At 38.3% G+C, this 25,011-nt stretch carries 14 protein-coding genes; 8 read left to right on the plus strand and 6 right to left on the minus strand.

The window, feature by feature from the left end; all coding sequences use genetic code 11:
* Nucleotides 1-81: 81 nt before the first annotated feature.
* Both C9J36_RS15160 and C9J36_RS15165 read left to right on the plus strand, forming a co-directional pair.
* Nucleotides 82-1,170 carry a carbohydrate kinase gene (locus C9J36_RS15160; protein WP_066164789.1) on the plus strand — a complete coding sequence of 363 codons (1,089 nt, stop codon included), beginning with the start codon at nucleotides 82-84 and terminating at the stop codon, nucleotides 1,168-1,170.
* Nucleotides 1,167-2,078 (plus strand): pseudouridine-5'-phosphate glycosidase, encoded by a 912-nt coding sequence (locus C9J36_RS15165; RefSeq protein ID WP_066164793.1) that lies wholly within the window; start codon nucleotides 1,167-1,169, stop codon nucleotides 2,076-2,078. The genes C9J36_RS15160 and C9J36_RS15165 overlap by 4 nt, the downstream gene beginning before the upstream one ends.
* Nucleotides 2,079-2,212: 134 nt before the next feature.
* On the opposite strand, the gene C9J36_RS15170 is transcribed toward C9J36_RS15165, so the two are convergent.
* The gene (locus tag C9J36_RS15170) at nucleotides 2,213-2,902 is read right to left on the minus strand and encodes a response regulator transcription factor (protein WP_066164796.1); all 690 of its coding nucleotides are present in this window, start codon (nucleotides 2,900-2,902) and stop codon (nucleotides 2,213-2,215) included.
* Nucleotides 2,903-2,908: 6 nt separating this feature from the next.
* Nucleotides 2,909-5,929, minus strand: a complete 3,021-nt coding sequence (locus C9J36_RS15175; RefSeq protein ID WP_107943641.1) for an ATP-binding protein — start codon at nucleotides 5,927-5,929, stop codon at nucleotides 2,909-2,911.
* 197 nt (nucleotides 5,930-6,126) lie between these two features.
* Here C9J36_RS15175 and C9J36_RS15180 point away from each other — a divergent pair, with 197 nt between their 5' ends.
* Both C9J36_RS15180 and C9J36_RS15185 read left to right on the plus strand, forming a co-directional pair.
* Nucleotides 6,127-9,861 carry a leucine-rich repeat protein gene (locus C9J36_RS15180; RefSeq protein WP_161956449.1) on the plus strand — a complete coding sequence of 1,245 codons (3,735 nt, stop codon included), beginning with the start codon at nucleotides 6,127-6,129 and terminating at the stop codon, nucleotides 9,859-9,861.
* A gap of 143 nt (nucleotides 9,862-10,004) precedes the next feature.
* Nucleotides 10,005-14,468, plus strand: a complete 4,464-nt coding sequence (locus C9J36_RS15185; RefSeq protein ID WP_107943643.1) for a leucine-rich repeat protein — start codon at nucleotides 10,005-10,007, stop codon at nucleotides 14,466-14,468.
* Between the two features lie 474 nt (nucleotides 14,469-14,942).
* Here C9J36_RS15185 and C9J36_RS15190 read toward each other — a convergent pair whose 3' ends face one another.
* Nucleotides 14,943-15,164 (minus strand): DUF1128 domain-containing protein, encoded by a 222-nt coding sequence (locus tag C9J36_RS15190; protein ID WP_066164815.1) that lies wholly within the window; start codon nucleotides 15,162-15,164, stop codon nucleotides 14,943-14,945.
* Between the two features lie 177 nt (nucleotides 15,165-15,341).
* Here C9J36_RS15190 and C9J36_RS15195 point away from each other — a divergent pair, with 177 nt between their 5' ends.
* Nucleotides 15,342-15,662, plus strand: a complete 321-nt coding sequence (locus C9J36_RS15195; protein ID WP_066164818.1) for a hypothetical protein — start codon at nucleotides 15,342-15,344, stop codon at nucleotides 15,660-15,662.
* Nucleotides 15,663-15,688: 26 nt separating this feature from the next.
* A complete protein-coding gene (locus C9J36_RS15200; protein WP_066164821.1) occupies nucleotides 15,689-16,627 on the plus strand; it encodes a YihY/virulence factor BrkB family protein in 939 nt (312 codons plus the stop codon).
* A gap of 78 nt (nucleotides 16,628-16,705) precedes the next feature.
* Here the strand turns inward: C9J36_RS15200 and C9J36_RS15205 are convergent, their stop codons facing one another.
* The 3 genes from C9J36_RS15205 to C9J36_RS15220 form a co-directional block, all read right to left on the minus strand.
* Complete coding sequence (locus tag C9J36_RS15205; protein ID WP_107943644.1) at nucleotides 16,706-18,604, minus strand: heavy metal translocating P-type ATPase; 1,899 nt, start codon at nucleotides 18,602-18,604, stop codon at nucleotides 16,706-16,708.
* Between the two features lie 894 nt (nucleotides 18,605-19,498).
* On the minus strand, nucleotides 19,499-21,046 hold the full coding sequence (locus C9J36_RS15215; protein WP_066164826.1) for a fumarate hydratase: 1,548 nt from the start codon (nucleotides 21,044-21,046) through the stop codon (nucleotides 19,499-19,501).
* A gap of 370 nt (nucleotides 21,047-21,416) precedes the next feature.
* Nucleotides 21,417-21,611 carry an SE1561 family protein gene (locus C9J36_RS15220; RefSeq protein ID WP_201261966.1) on the minus strand — a complete coding sequence of 65 codons (195 nt, stop codon included), beginning with the start codon at nucleotides 21,609-21,611 and terminating at the stop codon, nucleotides 21,417-21,419.
* 387 nt (nucleotides 21,612-21,998) lie between these two features.
* Here C9J36_RS15220 and C9J36_RS15225 point away from each other — a divergent pair, with 387 nt between their 5' ends.
* A complete protein-coding gene (locus C9J36_RS15225; RefSeq protein ID WP_107943646.1) occupies nucleotides 21,999-23,186 on the plus strand; it encodes an MFS transporter in 1,188 nt (395 codons plus the stop codon).
* A complete protein-coding gene (locus C9J36_RS15230) occupies nucleotides 23,180-24,895 on the plus strand; it encodes an ABC transporter ATP-binding protein (RefSeq protein ID WP_107943647.1) in 1,716 nt (571 codons plus the stop codon). The genes C9J36_RS15225 and C9J36_RS15230 overlap by 7 nt, the downstream gene beginning before the upstream one ends.
* Nucleotides 24,896-25,011: the final 116 nt, after the last annotated feature.

Here is a 25,011-nt window from a genome sequence, read left to right on the forward strand (position 1 = left end):
TCTTTTATAGCTCTTTTTTTTTGACATTCAATAAACAAAAGTTTATAATTTAAACAAAAGTTTGAGAGGAGGAAAGTTGCAATGAATGACAAGGAGAAACTTGTATTACAGTTAGTCCAAGAAAACCCTTATTTATCGCAGCAGGAAATGGCAGAAGTGTTAAATATGTCACGTCCAGCTCTCGCAAATATTATTTCAGGATTGATAAAAAAAGGCGAAATTATTGGTCGGGCATATGTTTTGCCGGTCAAGCAATCCATTGTTGCTATTGGTGGAGCAAATGTCGACCGCAAATTGCATATTACAAATAAAGTACAGCTAGAGACGTCCAACCCCGTAACAGCAAACGAAAGCGTTGGTGGCGTAGCACGTAATATTGCAGAAAATCTTGGGCGCTTAGGCAATCAAGTGAAATTGTTAACGACACTTGGGCATGATGCCGATGCGCAAATGATTGAACAAGCTAGTCGTGCTTTTATTGAGCTCGATATCATTGAAAAGTTAGAAAAGGAGCAAACCGGCTCTTATACAGCGGTATTAGATAAAGACGGTGATTTAGTTATTGCCTTAGCAAACATGGCTATTTACGAAGCGCTGACACCTAGCCTACTTGACAAGCATATGGCAACATTAATAAATGCTTCAGCTATAATTATTGATTTAAACTGTCCAAAGGAAACGGTAATGTATGTTCAGCAACTTGCCAAGGAGCGTAATATTCCACTAGCAATCGTTCCTGTTTCATCACCTAAAATGAATCGCATGCCAGATGATTTACAAGGTGTGACTTATTTTATTTGCAATAGAGATGAGGCAGAAACATACTTACACATGACTTTAAAGGATGAGGCAAGTTACGAAGAGGCTGTAAGGGCATTGCTGGAAAAAGGTGCAGAGCATGTTGTGCTCACTTTAGGTGGAAAAGGTGTGCTAGTTGGAGAAGGGGATAAGATCCAGCATTATAGTGCATATAAAATTAATGATATTAAGGATGTAACAGGTGCAGGTGATGCCTTTGTAAGTGCTTGTTTACACGGTGTGATGCAAGGTGATACTTTACACGAAGCGGCGCAATTTGCACTGTATCATGCAGCAAAAACATTACAAGCCAATACAACAGTACGCCTAGTAAAACAAAATGAATATAAAAATTGGAGGAATTTAAAATGAAACAATACTTATCTTATTCACAAGAAGTGTTAGAAGCAAAGGAAAAAGGATTACCGATTGTTGCATTAGAATCAACAATTATTTCTCATGGCATGCCTTATCCTCAAAACGTGCAAACTGCGCGTGAAGTGGAGCAAATTATTCGTGATAATGGAGCAGTACCTGCAACAATCGCTTTAATTGACGGGCAAATTAAAATTGGTTTATCCGATGAAGAGCTTGAGATGTTCGGTAATGCGCAAGGTGTAGCGAAAGCGTCACGCCGTGATTTAGGCTATTTAATCGCAACGAAAAAACTAGGTGCAACGACGGTTGCAGCTACAATGATTTGTGCAGAGCTTGCTGGCATTGAGTTATTCGTAACAGGAGGTATCGGTGGTGTACACCGCGGTGCTGAAACGACAATGGATATTTCAGCGGACCTAGAGGAGCTTGCAATGACAAAGGTAGCAGTTGTGTGTGCAGGCGCAAAATCTATTTTAGATATCGGTTTAACATTAGAATATTTAGAAACAAAAGGTGTACCTGTTATCGGCTACGAAACAGATGTATTACCAGCATTCTTTACGAGAGAAAGCGAATTTGCAGTAAATTTCCGTGCTGATTCTGCTGAGGAAGTAGCGGCAATGATGCGCGCGAAATGGGATTTAGGTTTACGCGGTGGTGCAATCGTTGCAAACCCGATTCCTGTCGAACATTCAATGGAAGCCAGCTTTATTAACGGCATTATAACAGGTGCATTAAAAGAAGCAACAGAAAAGGGCATCGCTGGTAAGGATGTTACGCCATTTTTACTAGGTAAAGTAAAAGAGCTAACAGAAGGAAAATCATTAGATGCAAATATCGCATTAGTGAAGCATAACGCAAAAGTTGGCGCAGGAATCGCTGTAGCCTTAATGCAAAAATAATCAATATTATGCTAAAAATAAAAAAGCCTAAATAATTTTGGAAGATGGTGCAGCATCGGACACTTAATTGTTTAGGCTTTTTTTACAAGAGGGCTAGGAATTAATTTACCATGATAATAAGCGATATAGCGTCTCTACTGGAAAGTAAGACGGTAACCTTGTCCTCGCTCCATTACAATTTGTGTATGGTGGCCTGGAATCGCTTCTAGCTTCCTTCTTAAATTGCTAATGTGCACTCGTAAAGCCTGTGTTTGACCGATGCTATCCTCATCCCAAATAAGTTGATAGAGCTCGGATGCTGGGAAAGTTAGCCCAGCGTGCTGGGCTAAAAAGAATAAGATTTGAAATTCCTTTGTTGCTAGCGATAGCATCGTATTGTTAATCGATACTTTTCCCGAGTGTATATGGAAATGAAGAGCACCAATAATTGTAGGCTCTGTAGAATGCTCTATATTGCTTGTTTTTCGACGCTGTTGGATTCTATCAATGGCTTTTAACAATCTACTTTTATCAAGCGGCTTTAAAATATAATCTGCTGCTTGAACATTGAAGGCCTCGAGGGCATAATGCTCATAGGCTGTTACGAAAACAATATCAATTCGCTGTGTTGCATATTCAAATGTACTGGCAAGCTCAATCCCATTCATATCTGCCATATCAATATCTAAAAATAAAATATCGGGCTGCAAAATAGGGATTTGCTCCAACGCTTCTATTGGATTCAAAAATTTCCCGACAATCTGTACAAGCTGACCTTCATGCAAAAGTGCCTCCAATAAATTTATAGCTAATATTTCATCATCAACAATTAAAGCCTTTAACAATAGGAATCACTCCTTTAAGCTATATAAAATAGGGAATCTAATGATAACAGTAGTGCCCTGATTCACTGTACTGTTAATGGTAATAGAGGCGTGCTCGTATTTTTTTAAACGCTTTGCAATATTGCGTAAAGCAACACTTTGACTACGCATCGCATCCTCTGTAAAAATATGCTCTAGTTGCTCTTGCTCAATCCCAATACCGTTATCACTTATTGTAAATATAATTTGCTGCTGTTGCTTTTCGATATGAATTGATAGCTTACCGTCTTCCTTTTTTTTCTTCAAGCCATGGATTAATGCGTTCTCTACTAAAGGCTGTAGTAGCAATGGTGGGATTAAGCTACTTGTTATCTCTTCATCTACTTGTATATCAAGCTGGAGCTGTGCAGGAAATCTCGTTTGATGAATATTGACATAAGCTTGAATAAGGTCTAGCTCTTTTTTTAGCGGCACGAGACTATTCGTATTTTCAAATGAGAAGCTGCTACGTAAAAATATAGCAAAATTTGTAATCATAGCACGTGCCTGCTCTAAATCTAAATAGCTAAGTGATAAAATTGAATTTAATACATTGTAAACGAAATGTGGTTTAATTTGTGCTTGTAAAAATGCGGATTCCATTGTAATTGCTGCTTCAGCAGAATCCTTTAATAAAATTAAATTGCGCACACGTGTCTTTAGCTCGATGATGTCGAGTGGCTTGTGCAAAAAATCATTTGCGCCCGATTGGAAGGCTGCTACCATATCCTCTGGACGAAGAGCGGCAGTCAGCATTAAAATAGGTAGCTCTGTTGATGTGTAGTTTTTTCTAATATGTTGGCAAATTTCGTAGCCAGAAATATTGGGCATCATAATATCTAAAATTAATAAATCAATATCAGGATATTGTGTTAAATAATTAAAAACTTGCTGTCCATCATCAATCGCTATAATGGAGTAGTTTTCCTGTGTAAGAATATCAAGAAGCACCTTCAGATTGACAGCATCGTCATCCACAATGAGAATTCTTTTCATACCTGTTTTTTCAACAATTTGCGGAAATGATAAAAAAGGCTGTTCGTATATTTGTGGAGAGCGCATTGGAAGCTCTTCACTTGACGATTGTCCCTTTGGTAAAGTCACAAAAAAACTAGTGCCTTTTCCAACAGTAGATTCAACATCAATTTTCCCACCCTGTCGCTCAACAAGCTCTTTAGTTACATGCAAGCCTAATCCTGTACCAGCAACAGAATGCTCTAATTGCTGAAAGGACTTAAAGATTACCTTTAAATCTTCTGGAGCGATGCCGCATCCTGTATCCTTCACTTGAATCGTAACGAATGATTGCTCCTCGTAACAGCTAATTTCGATTTGCCCTTTATTTGTATATTTCACTGCATTGTGAAGTAAGTTATATAAAATTTGTCTAAGTCGGTCCTCATCTGCTTGTACAAAATGTCCACGCTTAATACGATTGATAATTTTTACATCCTTACTGAGTGTGTAGGACAACACACCGACTATCATATGAGTAACAGCAAATAAATCGACAGTCGTTATCCGCAATGTCAGCTCATTCTCCTTTAGTTTAGAGAAGTCTAATATATCGTTGACTAAATGTGATAGACGCTCTGAAATATTAAACATAAGTGACACTTGCTCCTTTTGTTCAACTGTTAAGGAGGCTTTCTTCGTACTCGTCAACATAGACTGTGAAATCGCCATTATCCCATGTAAAGGTGTTCGGAATTCGTGAGAGGTTTTAGCAAGAAATTCATCCTTTAATTTATCTACACGTATAAGTGCTTCAGTCAGCTTACCTTTTTCTAAGTAAGAATCAGCAAAGCGATGGGAAATATATAAAGAGAGCATCGTCAAACAAATAAACGGTAGCAATGGTGGTAAAGCATTTAATTCTAAGCTGATATGTGTGTTAAAAGTCGCTACGATAAAATAAAGGAAAATCGCTACTGAGCTTAGCGTCAAATACATAACCCCCGTAGCATGCTTATAAATCGCCATAATTTGCGCATAGAAAATATAAACGATATTCGCAAATATATATAATGAGTTGATGCTTTGTAAATAAGAATTGATTGATGCAGGTAGCATTGCGATAAGCATAAGTGCAACACCTATTATACTTAGGATTCTTACTATTTGACGATTCATATATTTAGGTAGGGCACGATAAAAATATAATAAGATAAAGAACCCTACAAATACGCTTGAAATCATTTGTAAGTTTTGAAATGGAGCATAGCCCATATCGATTAGAGTTAATAAAAGCTTTTCACCATGTGTAAGGGTGTAAAGTGCACCAGCAAAGCAAAAGAGGGCAAAATAAAGCTGCTCAATGCCTAGCCTAGAATAAAGGTAGGAGCCTAAAAAATAAATAAACATTGTTAAAAATGCTGCCATTGTGACAAGGTCATAGAAAAGCGCCGCTTCACGCAGCTTCATAATGCTCATCTGGCCTCCTAAAAACAGCGAACTGACAATCCCTCCACCTGGTACATAATCAAAATTGGCTACATGTAAAAGCAATTCGAGCTCCTGTTGATTAGGTGAAAAATAGGCTGTATAAGGTGTGTTATGTGGTATATAGCCGCTATCTTCCGCAGGCTCTCCGCTTTGCCCAATGCGTTTCCCATTTATATAGAGTGTGTTCGACATGCGGATGGTGCTCGTTTTAACTCCTAAAATTTCCTCATAATCACTAATTAAAATTTTAAGTCGAAAAGTCCCGCTTGCAAAAGACGGTAATTCCTGCCCATCAACAGTATAGTTAGTCCAAATAGAAGGGACATCAACTACATAGCTTTCATACGTATCAAACAATGAGCTATCGATCAATTGATTAGGAATAAACTCCCATTCTCCATCTAGCTTTATAGGTGCATTATCGCGAAATGTATAATGTCGCAAGTCCATCACACCTTTAGTCGCTTGAGGTCCGTCCGTATTTGGTTGGGTAAATAAATAGACAACACTAGCTATTCCTAGTAAAGCAATAACAATAGCAAATAACAACAATATTTTTTTCATCTTGAAAATCCTTTCAGCATTGAATTTTCTCACTGATTGAACACTGTTTTAGTTGGATTATACTAGATAGCTCGACCTATTAAAACAAGATTTCTTCTAAAAATCTAAGATGAATGTTAAGAAATCTTAACGCTACAAAAATACATGATTCTTTTATACTAGATAGAACGAGATATACAAAAAAAGGAGAATCACGGATGATAAAAAAATGGAGCAGCATTTTTATAATTACAATACTTATTTGGTCGCAGTTGGGGTTAGTGTCTTCGAAGGCCGATGGAGGATTTTTAACAATGACAAATCCAGATGACACATTAACTATTATCGGTTATGCTGGGCAACTTCCATCAGAGGATTTGGTTATTCCTGAGATGCTTTTTGCCGACAATATCGAAAAAAGAGTAACCGCTATAGGGATTGGAGCATTTATATCGAGAGGTATAAAAAGTGTTACCATTCCTTCTTCTGTTGAAACGATAGGAAATAGTGCCTTTCAAATGAATAATATAGAATCAGTCCATTTCGAACTAGGGTCTAATTTAAAGAGAATAGGGAATGAGGCGTTTGCAAGTGCCATTGGTAATGATTTCAATAAAATAACGAATATAATTATTCCTGCGAGTGTTACCGATATAGGAACTGGTGCTTTTATAGCAAATAAACTAACAGCCGTTGAATTTGAAGAAGGAAGTCTTATTGAAAATATAGGAGACTTTGCTTTTGGAATGAATGAAATTGAAAGTATTATATTTCCATCTAGCTTGAAAGTAATAAATGTAGGTGCTTTTCATTCTAACAATTTAAATAAAATTGAATTTAAAGAACCAATGACTTCAATTACAGTTGGAGTAGATGCCTTTAAATTCCAAGGGGGTGTTGACCAACCTATTTGGTATGTGAATGGAAACCCGTCAATTCCTTGGGATCAACTAAGTGTCACAACAGCACTAAAACTTTATACGACAGCACAACCGACATATGAAATAACATTTGAAACAAATGGTGGAAGTGTAATCGCAAATGAAACAGTAATGAGTGGAGAGCTTGTAGCTAAACCAGCTAATCCGACAAAAGATAGTTATTTATTTGAAGGTTGGTATAAGGATGAGCAATTACAAATTCCTTGGAATTTTGCGCTTGACCGAGTAACAGAAAATATTACGCTATATGCAGGCTGGACATCGCCTAGTCCATTCACTACTTCCGACAATGGTGATGGCACAGTAACAATTACAGGCTACATAGGTCAAATACCTACGGATTTAGTTATTCCTGCGCAAATTAATGGTCAAGATGTGATAGCCATCGGGGGAAATAACACATTTATGAATGTTTTTTCTAATAAAGGATTGACAAGTGTCATCATTCCAGAAGGAGTTCAGGAAATCGGGACAGCTGCCTTTAGAGGGAATAATTTAACGACTTTAATTATACCATCAACAATTAAAAAAATCGGTACTTCCGCATTTGAAAAAAACCAGTTACTGAATGTAGAAATAATGAATGGTGTGCAAGAACTTGGAAATAACTCGTTTTTAATGAACAATCTAACAAATATTTCGATTCCTAGCTCTGTAAAGATTATTAAAGGAGCCGCCTTCGCTGTAAATGAGTTAACATATGTGGATATTGCTGAAGGGGTAGAAAAGATCGAAACGAATGCTTTTCATACTAATAAATTAATAACTTTAGTAATCCCATCTACAGTAATCGAAATTCAGGGAACGGCCTTTGGTCAGAATAATTTAGAGCAAGTGGAATTTAAAGGTGCTGTCACTACAATTGGAGAAACGGCTTTTAATCAACAAATATTAAATCAACCATTTACAGGCTGGTACAAAGACGATTCACTACAAGTGCCATGGGACGGAACGGTAGCAAGTCCAATGACAATTTACTCTAAACAATTAACAGCACCGAGTCCATTCATTACCTCAGACAATGGTGATGGCACAGTAACGATTACAGGTTATACGGGGCAAGTGCCAGCAAACTTAGTGATTCCTCCACAAATCAATGGCAAGCCTGTGACCATTATTGGTATAACTGCTTTTATGCAAAAAGGCTTGACGAGTGTTGTTATCCCAGAAGGGGTACGAGAAATAAAAGTATCCGCTTTTTCAGGGAATCATTTAACAAGTATTACGATACCATCTACAATGCAAAAAATTGCTGATACAGTATTTAAAGGCAATAGTTTAGGACAGGTCGAGTTTAAGGGAGCTGTAACTACGATAAATGGTACAGCCTTTGGCGGACAAATGGTAACACCGGAGTTTACAGGCTGGTATACAAATCGCACTATGCAACCATCTGCATTATGGGATGGGACTGTATCACAGGCAATGACAATTTATTCTGTAGGTTTCCCAAAGTATATCATTACATTCAATTCAAATGGTGGTACTAATGTAGAGCCAAAAACTGTAACACAAGGTGAAGGTATCGCAGCACCTACAGCTCCAACGAGAGCAGGTTATACATTTGCGGGCTGGTACAAAGAGCCGACATTCCAAACGGCTTGGAATTTTGCAACAGACAAAGTGACAGCAAATATAACGCTTTATGCAAAGTGGAATGTTGCATCACCAAATGTAACAGCGCCATCTACACCAAGCACAGCACCAGCGCCATCTACATCAAACCAAATTACGGTAAATGTAGTCGATGCGAGCAACCCAGATGAGGTACTTGTGCAAACGGTGATTAATCGTGATAGCAGTGGGGATGTAGTAAAAGATACAGTGAAATTTACAGCGACAAATGCTAGTGAGTCAATTGAAAAATTAGCGAATCAAGAAAACAAGAAATCACGTATCGTGATTCCAGATGAACAATTGCAAGTAAGCGAAACAACAATTGATATTGCACAAGAGGCAGCACAACTATTAGCGGAAGGACAAACGAGCTTAGGCATTGATATGGAAGTAGTGAAATTAGACATTCCTGCTACATCTTTATTGGATTTTGATAGAGACCTTTATTTCCGCATTATTCCTGTAAAATCAATTGAGACTAAACAACAGCTAGAAGAACGTGCAAAAACAGGGCAAGCAGTACAACAACTTGCAGGTAACACAATAGTGACATTGCTTGGTCAACCAATGACGATTGAAACAAATATGCAAAACCGTCCTGTGACATTAACATTGCCATTACCAAATGATGTGACACAGGAGCAGCTAGATAATTTAGCGGTGTATATCGAGCATAGTGATGGTACGAAGGAAGTAGTACGCGGACATATCGTAGCATTTAAAGAAGGTGTGCGTGGCATTCAATTTGAAGTAACGAAGTTTTCAACATTCTCGATTTTATATATGCCACAAGAACAAATAGACGAACAGCCAAATGAGGAGCAATTTGTTTCAAAACCATATATTCGAGGCTATGCAGATGGAACATTCCGTCCGAATGCATCTGTAACAAGAGCGCAAATGGCAAGTATGCTAGCGCGCTACTTAACAAATAATGAAATTCCAGAAGTACAAGCAAGCTTCACCGACACAACAAAGCATGGGGCAAAGGATGCGATTGAATATGTAAAAGCACAAGGCTTGTTCCAAGGTACAACAGCTACAATATTCAATCCAAATGGAACAATTACACGCGCGCAAATGGCAGCAGTAGTAGTACGCTGGATGGAACAGCAAGGTGAAGAATTAGCGTCTAATACAACTTTGTCATTCACAGATGTTAAAGCAAATCACTGGGCAACTGAACAGATTGCTAAAGTGAATGCATTAGGCATTATGACAGGTACAAGCGATACAACCTTTAACCCTGAAGGTGCCTTAACAAGAGCACAAGCAGTTAAAGTATTGAATCAATTGTTTGAACGTGAAGTACAAACAAGCACTCAATCGCCATTATTCATAGATGTGACACCAGTACATTGGGCGTTTGACGATATTCAAGCAGCAGCACAATAGTAATAGATAAATAAAAGTTCACCAACTGGGAATAAAGGTTGGTGGACTTTTTTCTTGCATGAACATTAAGAAATCTTAACGCCAAGAGTATTCATACTTCTTTTATACTAAATATAACAACATATGTAATGGAGGTTAGCTAAATGAAAAAGATGGGCTTGATTGTATTAATGGTGATGCTTATATTAACTCAATTGCCTGCAGCACCAGCAAAAGCCAATAACAGCTTATTTGTATTTGATAGAAATGAAGGAATGATTACAGGGTATAATGGTACTCCACCAGCCAATCTTTTAATACCTGATGCTTTGGAGGGGGTAGCAGTTACAGGAATCGCTGCTCACGCTTTCGCCGATAAACAATTAACATTCGTACATATTCCTTATACAGTGGAGTATATTGGGGAGGAAGCATTTGCAGGTAATAATTTGAGAATGGTTAGATTTGATTGGGTGACAGCAACAATTGGCACTGACGCATTTAGTAGTCAAGTAATAGACGGGGGCTTTGAGGGATGGTTTACCAACCTTGAACTAACAAATCCATGGAATGGAGATGTGCCGCCTGGAGACTTTACGATTTATTCCACAACACCTGCAACCTTTACCGTTCATTTTGAATCGAATGGCGGTAATTCATTTCCATCCGTAACTTTTTTGGAAAATGATTTTTTAAATATTTGGCAAAGACCAGAGAAACCGGGCTTAGCATTTGATGGGTGGTATAAAAATCCAGAATTAACAGACAAATTAGATTTTATAGATATGATAACAGGGGACATGACGTTATATGCAAAATGGACGAATCCTTTTACGACAGTCAAAAATAGCGACGATGCATGGACAATAACAGGTTATCAGGGGGACCTACCGACAGATTTAATAATTCCTGAGGAAATTGATGGAATCAATGTTACAAGAATAGGCAACGAAGCATTTAGGAACGGAAATTTGCAGAGTGTTGTATTGCCAAGTACGCTTGAATGGATTAGCGAGAAAGCTTTTTGGGGAAATCAACTAACGAATATAGTGATTCCCGATAATGTAAGCTATATAGGGCAATTTGCATTTTCAGATAATAATCTGCAAAATGTCACATGGCCAAGCGCTCTTGAGTCAATTGCTGACTATGTTTTCAATGGAAATCAGCTAACGAATATAGTGATTCCAGATAGTGTCACATATATCGGCTATGCAGCGTTTGCTGGCAATGCATTGACAAGCTTAACGATTTCCGATAGCGTGCAAGCTATCGGAGGCTTTGCCTTTCAGGATAATCAATTAACATCACTTATTATCCCAGATAATGTGAGAGATATAGGTATGTTTGCTTTTGAGAATAATAAATTAACAAACTTAAGATTATCTGAAAATATGACAATAATTAATTATAGTTCTTTTTCAAGAAATAAATTAACAGAAATAACAATTCCAAATAGCGTCACATATATTGATGAATTTGCTTTTTATGAAAATAAAATAGTGAATGTCACGTTACCAGAAAGTATTACGAATATTGAGGCTTTGGCGTTTGGGGATAATCAATTGACCGATATCGCTTTACCGAACAGCGTGGAATCTATCGGAATCGGTGCGTTTATGGATAATAAACTAACGAATATTGTCATACCTGAAAAAGTGACGGTTATTGAGGATTCCGCATTTGAAAATAATAAATTAAATAGTGTCACAATGCCAGAAGGAATAACAGAAATCAAAGGCTTAGCGTTTAAAAGAAATGATTTGACAAGCGTCCAGATACCATCCACTGTAACGCAGATAGGAAAAGAGGCATTTCAACGAAATAAATTAACAAATTTAACGATACCAAATAGTGTCACTTTTATGGGGGAGTGGGCATTTAGTGACAATCAATTGACAAGTGTTCATTTACCTGATGGCATAACAAAAATCGAGGATTATACATTTTTTAATAATAAGCTAACAGAGATTACCCTGCCAGAAAGTGTGACACAAATTGGAGAATTTGCATTTGACGGCAGTAATTTGACAAATGTACTTATTTCGAAAAACGTAACGTCTATTGGGCAAGGGGCCTTTTTAGAGAATAAATTGGAAAAGGTCGTGTTTCAAGGAGCAGTCGATACAATAGGTATTATGGCATTTGGGCAACAAAATTTAAGCAATCCTAAATTTAAAGGCTGGTTTACAGATTATGCTTTAACAGAGCGATGGGATGAAAGTGTTCCACAGGCGATGTCGATGTATTCTGTTGCACCAACTACTTATACAGTACTATTTGAAACAAATGGAGGAAGTCCGATTGCAGCTAAAATAATTGCTGAGGGAGAAAAATTGCCAAGCTTAGAAATATCGACAAAAATAGACTATACATTTGCTGGTTGGTACAAGGATAAGAATTTACAAATTCCTTGGGATATTATGACCGATACAGTAACAGAAGATGTGACATTATATGCGAAATGGGTAGATAACAGTCTATTTACTACATCTGATAATGGCGATGGAACGATAGCTATTACAGGATTTAAAGGTAAAGTTCCTGCTGAGCTAGTAATCCCTCATATGATTTATGGAAAAAACGTTACAGCGATTGCAGCTAATGCTTTTAAAAACAAGCATGAATTACAACAAGTGACATTACCAGAGAACTTACAAAAAATTGGGAAATATGCTTTTGCTGAAACGAGTCTTTCAGGCATTACAATTCCTTCTACTGTAACAGTTATAGAAAGTTATGCTTTTAATAACAGTAAGCTGCAAACAGTAATGCTGAACGAGGGACTACAAATAATTGGAACTGATGCGTTTTTAGGTAACGAAATCTCTAATATTAGCATTCCTTCGACCGTTAAAAAAATCAATGATAGAAGCTTTTATGATAATAAAATTGTGAAAATTGAATTTAAAGGCGCAATCCCTACTTTAGGAAATGAACTATTTGATATGCAATTTAACAACATTGTTTTGGCGTGGTATGTAGACGGGCAAATTAGTCAGGTATGGGATAAAACAGTACCACAGGCGATGACACTTTATTTAAAACCATTACTAGAGCTTTACACAGTTACCTTTAACACAAATGGTGGTAGTGCTGTAATATCTAAAACTGTATCGCAAAATGACGTTATAACAGCGCCAGCTGCTCCGACAAAGGCTAATCATACATTTGCGGGCTGGTACAAAGAGCCGACATTCCAAACGGCTTGGAATTTTGCAACAGACAAAGTGACAGCAAATATAACACTTTATGCAAAGTGGAATGTTGCATCACCAAATGTAACAGCGCCATCTACACCAAGTACTACACCAGCGCCATCTACATCAAACCAAATTACGGTAAATGTAGTCGATGCGAGCAACCCAGATGAGGTACTTGTGCAAACGGTGATTAATCGTGATAGCAGTGGGGATGTAGTAAAAGATACAGTGAAATTTACAGCGACAAATGCTAGTGAGTCAATTGAAAAATTAGCGAATCGAGAAAACAAGAAATCACGTATTGTCATTCCAGATGAGCAGCAACAAGTGAGTGAAACAACAATTGATATTGAAAAAGAAGCAGCGCAATTACTTGCACAGGGACAAACAGGATTAGAAATTGATATGGAAACAGTAAAGCTAGCTATTCCTGCAACTTCTTTAGCAGATTTTAATGAAGACCTTTATTTCCGCATTGTGCCAGTTAAATCAAGAGAAAGACAGGAACAGCTAGAAGAACGAGCAGCAAAAGAGGAAGCGGTGCAACAATTAGCGGGTAATGCAACGGTAACATTGCTTGGTCAACCAATGACAATCGAAACAAATATGCAAAACCGTCCTGTGACATTAACATTGCCATTACCAAATGATGTGACACAGGAGCAGCTAGATAATTTAGCGGTGTATATCGAGCATAGTGATGGTACGAAGGAAGTAGTACGCGGACAAATCGTAGCATTTAAAGAAGGTGTGCGCGGCATTCAATTTGAAGTAACGAAGTTCTCAACATTCTCAATTTTGTATATGCCGAAAGCAGAGGAAATTGTAGAAGAAAAAATATCGATACCATATATTCGAGGCTATGCAGATGGAACATTCCGTCCGAATGCACCTGTCACACGAGCGCAAATGGCAAGTATGTTAGCGCGCTACTTAACAAATAATGAAATTTCAGAAGTACAAGCAAGCTTCACAGATACGACAAAGCACGGTGCAAAGGATGCAATTGAGTATGTGAGGGCACAGGGCTTGTTCCAAGGGACAAGTGCAACAACATTCAATCCGAATGGTTCTATTACAAGAGCACAAATGGCAGCAGTAGCTGTGCGTTGGATTGAACGGAACTGTGCAGAGGATAGTACAGTGGCATACTGTGTGACATCAAGTGCAGCAATGACGTTTGCAGATGTGGCTCCAAACCATTGGGCTGCTTCGGCGATTGCGAAGATAAATGCACTTAATATTATGACTGGTACGAGTGCAACAACATTCAATCCTGAAGGTGATTTAACACGTGCACAGGCGGTGAAGGTATTAAATCAATTGTTTGAACAACAACTACAAACAGATGTACATGCACCATTATTTACAGATGTTCAACCAGCGCATTGGGCGTTTGAGGAGATTCAAGCAGCCGCGCAGTAATACACGAAGTTCAGTAGAGTTAGATGTAAAAAAAGGAGGGGCTGTCCAAAAAGCCGCGCATAGCCGGCATTTTGGACAGTAGCGATGATGTTTCACAAAATGTTTATTTCTATAAACAGAGAACGCCCCTTTTAAAAATAAGATAAACATTGGCTTTGGTAGCGTTATCCTTCAGTAAAAGGGAAGCGATGAAAATATTGATTTCAATGCGGTGGCAAAACAAAATGAACTTTTTGGACAACTCCGTCCCTTGTGATTCTTGCAGAGCAACGCTTTTTAGTATTGAAGGTGAAGTGAGTTCGAAAAGCTGATATTTGTTTATTCATTTTAAATGCAACATGAAAGCCGCTTGATTTACTATTTATAACTTTTTAAAAACAGCTATTTATCTTTTGAATTACTCATTATTTCTATAAGACACAAATATAAGCGTCCCAAAAGCAGGCAATCGCACTGCTTTTGGGACGCTCCTATTTATTTACGCAAAGAGCCTAGCTCAGCGACAATCGCATTCATTTCACTAGGACTGAAAGTATCGCGCTTCATCACCATTTCGTACAAATAGCATAAATCTTCATAGTGCTTTTCATTGAAATGTTCAGATTTCATTGCATCGACATTTACCATGCGTAGTTTTTCTTTAATTTGTTCAACCATATAAATAACATTCTCTTTAGATGGGATTGTTAAGTCCATTGTTAGCCTACCTTTCAAAATAAATGGATTAATCCGACCTATTATAACATATTTTTATGAATAACGGCGAATGTAGGGATGCTTTCAAAAATAGAGAAATTTAGTTACAATAACAGTAAGTAACGTTTTACTTTGAAAAGAATTGGGAATAATACACGAAAGAGCGGAGGAAAAGTAATGAAAAGTAAACTAGTACCAGCTATCATTTTCGGTGCATTGGCGGGAGCAGCACTTAGCATGTTAGATAAACAAACGCGCCAGCATACAATAGAAACATCTAAAAAGGTTAAGGAAACGGTTTCTTATTATTCGCAAAATCGTGATGAATTGCAGGAGTTAATTGAAACGAAAATGGAGCAGGCTCAGTCACTATATGCGGATGTAACAAACAATATCGCCTCTATTATGGAGCATGTAGATGATGCGAAAACATTACCAAATACAGTAAAGAGCTTGGTAACTGAAACGAAGGATGCTTTTTCAAAGAGTAATGCATAGTAAGGAGCAGAGGGAGGGAGAGCTTGATGAAAGAGTTTAAAAAGAATGCATCAGGCACTATTGCCTTCTGGAAATCCTTTATTGCGCCCACAGAGGCTAATATTGATGTCACAACACCAAAAGGTTTTTTTCAAGATATGTTTGCACGTGTGAAACGTGCTGATATATCAGGAATGGGTGCACAACTTGCCTACTTTTTCCTGTTATCATTTTTTCCTTTACTTATATTTTTAGTTACATTGCTACCGTATTTGAACCTACAGCGTCATCAAGTGTTTGAGTTTATGGCAGATATTATGCCCGAGGAAGTATATGTATTGACAGAAAATATAGTTGGTGAGATTTTAACGACGACGAATGGCGGGCTATTATCGCTCGGGATTATCGGTACAGTTTGGTCGGCCTCACGCGGCATTGATGCATTAATTAAAGGCTTGAATCGTGCTTATGATGTAGAAGGAAAATCAGGTGTAGTCAATCGCTTATGGGCGCTTCTTTTTACATTAGCTTTTATAGGCATTATATTAATCGCACTAGTCTTTCCTGTTTTCGGTAAGCAGATTGGTAGCTTTATATTTTCTTATATTGGGATAGAAAGCTCATTTGAATCCACTTGGACATTGCTTCGCTGGATTATGCCAAACATCATTATTTTCGCGGTATTAATATTAATGTATTGGGTTGTGCCAAATACTGACCCGCGTCTTTCATTAATTAGCATTATTCCAGGGGCAGCTTTTGCTACTTTAGGCTGGTTAGCTTTAACATATGGCTTTTCATTTTATGTTAGTAGCTTTAGCAACTTCGGTGCTACATATGGTAGTATCGCAGGGGTGATTGTGCTCATGCTATGGCTCTATTTAACGGGGATGATTTTAATTTTAGGCGGCTTATTAAATGCAGCTTTGCAAAACCTCTTTTTAGCCAAGAAAGCGAAGGAGAATAAGGGAACATTTCTTGTTTGATAAATTTTAACCTTTCAATAAACATAGAAGGAGTTGTCTGTAAGCGGCGCGCTAGCCTGCTTGCAGACAACTCCTCTTCTATATATTTTTTAACATGCGCAAGCCATTTAAAATAACTAAAATGGTGCTTCCTTCATGGCCAAGAACGCCAAGAGGTAAATCAATTACTTGGAAAAAGTTTGATGCAATTAATAAAACGATAACACTTAATGAAAAGATAATGTTTTGCTTTACAATACGTTGCATTTTACGTGATAGCTTAACAGCGTAGGCAATTTTCGATAAATCATTTTTCATTAGTACAACATCGGCTGTTTCAAGGGCAACGTCTGTACCGCCTCCCATTGCAATACCTACTGTAGCAGTAGCAAGCGCTGGAGCATCGTTGATACCGTCACCAACCATCGCGACTGTTTTATATTTTGTAAGATATTCTTTAATATACTGTACTTTCACCTCTGGCAAACATTCAGCAACATACGCATCGACACCAGACTGTGCGGCTATTGCTTTAGCCGTTTTTTCATTATCCCCAGTGAGCATTGTAACATTAATATTGAGCTCTTGCAGTAGCGCAACAGCTTGTTTTGCTTCTTCTCGTACGATGTCCTGCATCGCAACGAGCGCTACAATACCTTCCTCATCTTTTAAAAAGATAACCGTTTTCCCTTGTGAAGCAAGCTTTTCCGCAGCCCCATTTGCGAAGTTTTGTGAAGCCTCGTAACCAACGAAATCAGGCTTTCCTACAATATATTGCTTGTTGTGGATAACTGCTTTGATTCCAAAGCCCGGCACATCCTCAATAGCTGCTTCTATTTTTTCCACGCGTTGCTCATGAGCATATGCGGTAATCGCATGTGCGAGAGGATGATTTGAGTGTTTTTCGATGGCAGCTAAAATCGCTAATGTATGCATGCGTTGTTCTTCATTACGGACGATGAAATCCGTTACAGCAGGTGTACCTTGAGTTAATGTACCTGTTTTATCTACTGCCAAAGCGCGTAATACACTTAAATGCTCTAAGTGTAAACCACCTTTGAATAAAATACCGTGCCTTGCTCCATTTGAAATCGCTGCTAGTGTAGCAGGCATAATCGCAGCAACTAAAGCACACGGTGAAGCAACTACAAGCAGCACCATCGCGCGATAAAATGTTGTCGTCCAATCCCAGCCTAATAAAAAATGAGGTAGGAACATCATTAATGCGACAACTGTCAACACACCTTTTACATATACTCCCTCGAAGCGCTCGATAAATTGTTGAGAGGGAGATTTCTCGCTTTGCGCAGACTGTACAAGCGTAATGATTTTTTGAAATAAAGATTCCGAACTAAGTGTTGATACTTTAATCGTTAACACACCATTTAAGTTAACTGTACCAGCAAAAACTGTATCCTCTATATTTTTTGTTATCGGCATAGATTCCCCAGTGATAGCAGCCTCGTCAACAGTAGATACCCCTTTAAAGACAGTACCGTCAGCAGGTATGCGCTCCCCGGGCTTTACTAAAATATGATCTCCGACTTTTAGTGAGGCAACAGGAACGCTAATTGGTTCAAACCCACCTCTCACTAGCCATGCTTCCTCAGGCTGTAATGCCATGAGTGCAGAAATTTCCTTATGGCTTTTATTCATCGCATAAGTTTCTAACGCTCCACTTACTGCGAAAATAAAAATTAATATCGCTCCTTCTGTCCAATAACCGATAATTGCTGAACCGATAGCAGCTAAAATCATTAAAATTTCCACATTCAATGCTTTATTTTCAATTGTATCTTCTATACCTTCCTTTGCCTTTGCATAGCCACCAATTACGAAGGCGGTTAAGTAAGCGATAATGGCAGCTGTTGATTGACCACTGCTATCCATACGCCAAGCAAGAACGATAATGAAGCCTGCAACAAGTGCAGCAATCAATTCTTTATGCTCTGCTATTTTCTCATTTATTGATAATTTTTCTCGATTAGTAATATCCATATGAACACTCCTTGATAATGAAATTCACTTTCATTTAACAAACTATTAGCTATTTGATAATGTTTTTCATTTAGATTAGTCTAATTTCTAAATTAGAATTATTATAATTAAAGTATATGAGTAATTATAAAAAAAAGCAATAAAAATAATCATGCTGAAGTATAAATGAATATGAAAGGGATAGTGGTAACGGATGAGGAGCGGAGAATAGAGGGCTTAAACGGACATCTGGAATGGATAAATATAAATTTAAAATTGACACGCTATTATATGACAAATTAAAAGCAAAAAAGAAGCTGCCCAAAAAGCCGTACATAGCCGGCATTTTGGGCAGTAGCGACGATGCATCGCAAAATGTTGATTCCTATAAAGTGAACCTTCAATCAGTGGGGGCTTTGCCCCCCACTGATTGGTGATAGAGGAACACAAGCTAGAATCTTCGCATCCTGCGAAAACGCTTGTGTGACCAACATCGTGTTGGCCTCATTCTTAGTTTTTACAGGTTGTTTGATCCCCCACTTAAACATCTTGTTTTTATCTGCTGTTTTGAAGTGGGGGTATTACAGCCTGCTCCTGCGGTTACTCGTCGCAAACAAAATTTGTTAATACGCGATAAACAGAGAAGGTCTCTTTTAAAAATGGGATGAACATTGGCTTTAGCATCGTTATCCTTCAGTAAAAGGGAAGCGATGACAACATTGATTTCAATGCGGTGTCAAAACAAAATAGACTTTTCGGACAACTCCCTTTGCGACGGGATATTGCGACCATCGGGGAGCGAATTATTTTTGGGCCGAAAGCAAAGCAATCGGAACATAAGCTTTTTGGGGAATATTGAATATAGAAGCTAAGGCTGTCCAAAAAGGAATTTCTTTTCGGACAGCCTAATTTTTTTTAGAATATACGCTCAGCGTGTTGTGCTAGCTTCTCAAGTGAAGATTTTTCAACGTCAGCGTGTAACGAGTTTCCATGTGAATCCATTGTAACAACTGCTGTGAAACCATCAACATTTAAGTGCCACATAGCTTCTGGAATGCCAAATTCCATTAAATCAACGCCATCTACGGATTTAATACAATCAGCATAGTACTGAGCAGCGCCTCCGATAGCATTTAAGTAAACGCCACCATGTTCTTGCAATGCTTTTAATGTTTTTGGGCCCATGCCGCCTTTACCCATAACAGCGCGGATACCGAATTTTTTCATAATATCGCCTTGGTATGGTTCCTCGCGAATTGATGTTGTAGGACCTGCTGCTTTAACTACCCAGTTACCTTCGTCGTCTTTTGCCATAACTGGACCACAGTGGTAAATAATTTGACCGTTTAAATCTACAGGAGCCTCCACACCGTCACCAATTAAGTGATGGTGGATGGCATCACGCCCTGTGTACATGCGACCAGAAATTTTTACAACGTCGCCCACTTTAAGAGAACGTATTTTTTCTTCTGTAATTGGTGCGACTAATTCAACAACTTGGCTGTCATTGTCAGTAGTTGCCGCTGTTTGCTCTTCTTCTTTGAATGTGATTTTTTCACCTTCTTGGTAGTGCCAATTGATGATTTCACCAGTGGCTGGATTAATATCAATTGCCATGCGACGGTATGCCCAGCAATTATAAGCTACTGATACGAAGAATGAAGCAGGTAAGCGATCCATTACACCGATTTTACAGCCTAATAATGTTGCTTCACCACCGAAGCCCATCGTACCTACGCCAAATGTGTTAGATGTTTTTACAATATAATCTTCTAACTTTGCTAAATCTTCGATTGGATTGACATCGTCCACATGACGGAATAATTGTTCTTTTGCTAAGTCATAGCCTGCTGAACGGTCGCCGCCGATACCTACACCGATAAAGCCAGCTGAACAACCTTGACCTTGTGCTTGCCAAACAGCATGTAAAATACATTTACGAATGCCATCTAAATCGCGTCCTGCACGACCTAAGCCTTCCAATTCGGCAGGTAAGGAATATTGGATATTTTTATTTTCACAGCCGCCACCTTTTAAAATGAGCTTCACTGTAATGTAGTCATTTTCCCATTGCTCGAATTTTACTACTGGGAGGCCAGCGCCAATATTTGTTCCAGAGTTCTTCCCAGTTAATGAATCCACTGAGTTTGGACGTAATTTCGCATCAGCTGTTGCCGCAGCAATCGCCGTTTCGATTGCCTTTCTAATTTCGATTTGGTTTACGCCTACAGGAGTATATACTTTGAATGTTGGTAAACCTGTATCCTGACAAATTGGAGAGACATTATCTTCTGCCATGACAATATTTGTTGTAATCGTATCTAAACTCATTGCAGCACGTGTACCAGCGTTTTCGGCCTCTTTTGCCATTTTAATCGCACGGCGCACGTCTTTTGGTAAGTTTGTAGATGTTTCTGTTACTAAATTGTACAGGCTTTTCTCCAAAGTTTCTAAATATGACATGTTATTTTTCCCCCCGAAAAATAGTAATGAAATGTGTTATTTTCAAATAGTAATAATTTTACTAGATGAAGTGTCCAACATCATTATACTCCTTTCAGACCACTAAAAAAAGGGGAGCGTCTTAAGTGACGATATTCCCCCTTTAACTTCTTTTAGCGCCCGCTGATGAAGAAGAACTCAGCGGATCCTGCGGCAACGACTGAGTGACCAACATCGTGTTGGCCTAAACTCTCACGGATTTTGGAGAGAGGCCTGCGCGATGCAGGTCAGTTAAGCGTTGTCACAGGACGTAACGACTTTAGGGTAACTTCCACCAAACAGCTCGAAAAATCTGAACGCAATTATGCTGAGGCGTAATTGATTTAGATAATTATTCTTCTATGTCAGTTCGTTGGTGGAATTGCTCCATTTTATCCTCTAAATCATCCATCATTTGAATAAGGCGATCGATATCGTCAAGCTCTGTCGTTTCTGGGTCAATGGCATCTAGCACTTCAAGGAAAATCTCTAGACGCTCTTTTAAATAGGTAACTTGCTGCTCTTTATTTGTAATAGGCTTCATCATATGCCCCCTTTCTGAATAAGATCTCAGCTTTATTATACATATGTTTAGGAAAAGTTTTTTTAAAATTCTTTGTTCTGAATATTTACATTATTCTAACTTTGTGTTAATGTAATCTTAATAAATGAAAGAAAGGGTTGATCGGAAAAAACATGTAGCCAAAATATACGATGAATGGGAGGGAGTTTAAACATTTTCTAGTAAGAAGCTAGGGAATAGTTTATACAAAAGTTAGTGGATATAAGTGAAATTTAAAACCCTAGTAAACTTTTAGAGATAAAGTTTGCTAGGGTTTTGTTTTGTTTCCATTCAAACTTTACTTCGACTTCCGTAGAAAAAATGGTACAATATTTTAATAGATGAAAAGAGAATTTTTCGGAGGCAACATGGATGGCAGCAACATATGAAAAGCAACGATTTTGGATTTTAGTAGCCATTGTCTCCATTTCAGGATTTTCGCAAGGAATGCTTCTGCCATTAATTGCGGTAATTTTTGAACAAGATGGTGTCGCTACAACATTAAATGGCTTGAATGCAACAGGCTTATACATAGGCACTTTGCTAATTTCTCCTTTTATTGAAAAGCCGCTACGCAAATTTGGCTATAAGCCGACGATTATAGTCGGGGGAGCGCTTGTTTTTATTTCACTTGCGACATTTCCATTATGGAAGAATATAATGTTTTGGTTTTTCCTCCGGTTGCTTATAGGTATTGGTGATCATGCATTACATTTTGCGACACAAACATGGCTAACGGCCTCTACACCTCAGCATAAATTAGGGCGTAGCATGGCAATATATGGTTTGTCATTTAGCGTTGGTTTCGCTTTAGGCCCGTTCTTTGTTCCTTTAATTAAAATTTCACAGGCGTTGCCGTTTGTTGTATCATCAGTGCTTTGTTTATTGGCTTGGTCACTTGTCTTTTTCTTAGCGAATGAGCACCCTGAAGCTTTAAAGGGGGATACAAAGCAGGCAAGTAGCATGACACGTTATAAGCTGGTATTTCGCTATGCGTGGGTAGCATTTTTACCGCCTTTTATCTATGGATTTTTAGAGTCTTCATTAAATGCTATTTTTCCGGTGTATGCTTTGCGCAAAGGCTTTGAAGTGTCGATGGTTTCCTTTGTGCTTGCAGCATTTTCTATAGGTACAATCGCTTTGCAGCTTCCTTTAGGGATGCTTGGAGATAGAATTGGGCGACGAAAGGTGATTTTAGGTGGTTTACTCAGTGGAGCTGTAATCTTTGCCGCATGTAGTTTCGTCGAGCATTTGCAATGGGGTGTCGTCGTGTTCTTTGCACTTGCCGGAATGTGTGTCGGCACGATGTTTTCGCTCGGCATAACGTATATGACAGATTTAACACCGAAGGAATTATTGCCAAATGGCAATTTACTATGTGGTATTTTCTTTAGCTTAGGTAGCTTAAGTGGTCCATTTCTCGGTGGGGGCTATTTACAATTAGTAGATAGTATGAGTTTCTTGCTATTCATTGCTGCTATGCTAGTAGCCATATTTATTATCATCTTCTATTTTGGACGTAAATTACCGTTAACACAAGAAAGGACAAAACAATGCTAGGAAAATTTTTCTCGTATTACAAACCGCATAAACGTCTGTTTATGGTCGATTTTTCGAGCGCTATTATCGTTGCGATTTTAGAGCTTGCTTTTCCGCTTGCTGTGCAATGGTTTATTGATAAATTGCTACCGACGGGCGAGTGGGGAATGATTGTAAAAATTAGCGTACTATTATTACTCGTATATATTTTAAGTACGTTCTTGAATTTCATCGTTAACTATTTAGGGCATAAGCTTGGAATTAATATCGAAACAGATATGCGCCAAGAGCTATTTAATCATGTGCAAAGACAATCATTCCGTTTCTTTGATAATACAAAAACAGGACATATTATGAGCCGTATTACAAATGATTTATTTGATATCGGTGAATTTGCACATCATGGTCCAGAGGATTTCTTTATTGCAATTATGACGTTTATCGGGGCATTTACGATTATGTTCAACATCAATCCGACATTAGCGTTTATTGCACTTGTAATGGTGCCATTTTTAACATGGCTCGTAACGTTTAGTAATATTAAGATGAACAAAGCATGGAAAAAGATGTACGGTGAAATCGCCGATGTTAACGCACGTGTTGAGGATAGTGTATCTGGTGTGCGTGTTGTCAAATCTTTTACAAATGAAGATTTTGAAATGTCTCGCTTCCGCAAGCAAAACGGACTGTTCCGCTCTGCAAAATTATATGCTTATAAAGTGATGGCTGGCACACATTCAGGTATTTATATGATGACTCGACTTTTGACACTTGTCGTACTCGTTGTCGGCGCATGGTTGACTTATAATGAACTGTTAACAGCGGGGGAATTAGTGAGCTTTGTTTTATATACAAATGTCTTAATTAAGCCAATCGATAAAATTAGTGCATTACTTGAGCTTTATCCAAAAGGTATGGCAGGCTTCAAGCGCTTCCGCGATTTAATTGAGCAGGAGCCTGAAGTGTTGGACAAGCCAAATGCGATTGATGTGACGTCATTGCGCGGTGATATTACGTTTGAGCATGTGAGCTTTAACTATGACCAGACGAAGTTGGTGCTAAAAGATATTTCGTTTTCCTTAAATGCTGGTGAAACAATTGCCTTTGTTGGTCCGAGTGGTGCGGGGAAAACGACGATTTGCTCATTAATTCCACGCTTCTATGATATAAGTGATGGGGCAATTACTATTGATGGCTTGGATGTGCGCGATATGACACAAAAATCATTACGCGAGCAAATCGGTATCGTGCAGCAGGATGTTTTCCTATTCACAGGGACGATTCGGGAAAATATTGAGTATGGAAAGCTTGGTGCTTCCTTTGAGGAAATAAAAGCTGCTGCTGATCGTGCCCATTTGAAGGAATTTATTGAAGGCTTACCCGATGGTTACGAAACACAAATTGGCGAGCGCGGCTTGAAACTATCAGGCGGCCAAAAACAGCGTCTAGCGATTGCGCGAATGTTCTTGAAAAACCCACCAATTTTAATTTTGGATGAAGCGACATCCGCTTTAGACACTGAGACAGAAATGATTATTCAAGAATCTCTAGCAGAGCTAGCAGAAAATCGTACAACGCTTGTTATCGCACACCGCCTTGCGACAATTCGCAATGCAGATAAGGTTTTCGTTGTAACTCAGAAGGGTATTGAGGAACAAGGAACATATGATGAGCTTGTAGCAGCAGGTGGCGTTTTTGCGAACTTGCATCATATTCAGTTCAAAAAATAAGGTGCCAGGCACGCACACAATTCAGCAAAGAATATAAAAATTTCTAATGTAAATACTAACATTCGTATAAATGAATGTTAGTATTTTTCATCATCCTTTAGCATTATGCTGGATAA

Source organism: Metasolibacillus fluoroglycofenilyticus (assembly GCF_003049645.1).
GTDB lineage: Bacteria > Bacillota > Bacilli > Bacillales_A > Planococcaceae > Metasolibacillus > Metasolibacillus fluoroglycofenilyticus.

What these genes read in the sequence shown, in the direction of transcription:
- C9J36_RS15200 (WP_066164821.1), top strand. Translation starts at nt 15,689, where the DNA reads ATGAAAGAGTTTAAAAAGAATGCATCAGGCACTATTGCCTTCTGGAAA.
- C9J36_RS15195 (WP_066164818.1), top strand. Translation starts at nt 15,342, where the DNA reads ATGAAAAGTAAACTAGTACCAGCTATCATTTTCGGTGCATTGGCGGGA.
- C9J36_RS15180 (WP_161956449.1), top strand. Translation starts at nt 6,127, where the DNA reads ATGATAAAAAAATGGAGCAGCATTTTTATAATTACAATACTTATTTGG.
- C9J36_RS15190 (WP_066164815.1), bottom strand. Translation starts at nt 15,164, where the DNA reads ATGGACTTAACAATCCCATCTAAAGAGAATGTTATTTATATGGTTGAA.
- C9J36_RS15225 (WP_107943646.1), top strand. Translation starts at nt 21,999, where the DNA reads ATGGCAGCAACATATGAAAAGCAACGATTTTGGATTTTAGTAGCCATT.
- C9J36_RS15165 (WP_066164793.1), top strand. Translation starts at nt 1,167, where the DNA reads ATGAAACAATACTTATCTTATTCACAAGAAGTGTTAGAAGCAAAGGAA.
- C9J36_RS15160 (WP_066164789.1), top strand. Translation starts at nt 82, where the DNA reads ATGAATGACAAGGAGAAACTTGTATTACAGTTAGTCCAAGAAAACCCT.
- C9J36_RS15175 (WP_107943641.1), bottom strand. Translation starts at nt 5,929, where the DNA reads ATGAAAAAAATATTGTTGTTATTTGCTATTGTTATTGCTTTACTAGGA.
- C9J36_RS15230 (WP_107943647.1), top strand. Translation starts at nt 23,180, where the DNA reads ATGCTAGGAAAATTTTTCTCGTATTACAAACCGCATAAACGTCTGTTT.
- C9J36_RS15185 (WP_107943643.1), top strand. Translation starts at nt 10,005, where the DNA reads ATGAAAAAGATGGGCTTGATTGTATTAATGGTGATGCTTATATTAACT.
- C9J36_RS15205 (WP_107943644.1), bottom strand. Translation starts at nt 18,604, where the DNA reads ATGGATATTACTAATCGAGAAAAATTATCAATAAATGAGAAAATAGCA.
- C9J36_RS15220 (WP_201261966.1), bottom strand. Translation starts at nt 21,611, where the DNA reads ATGATGAAGCCTATTACAAATAAAGAGCAGCAAGTTACCTATTTAAAA.
- C9J36_RS15215 (WP_066164826.1), bottom strand. Translation starts at nt 21,046, where the DNA reads ATGTCATATTTAGAAACTTTGGAGAAAAGCCTGTACAATTTAGTAACA.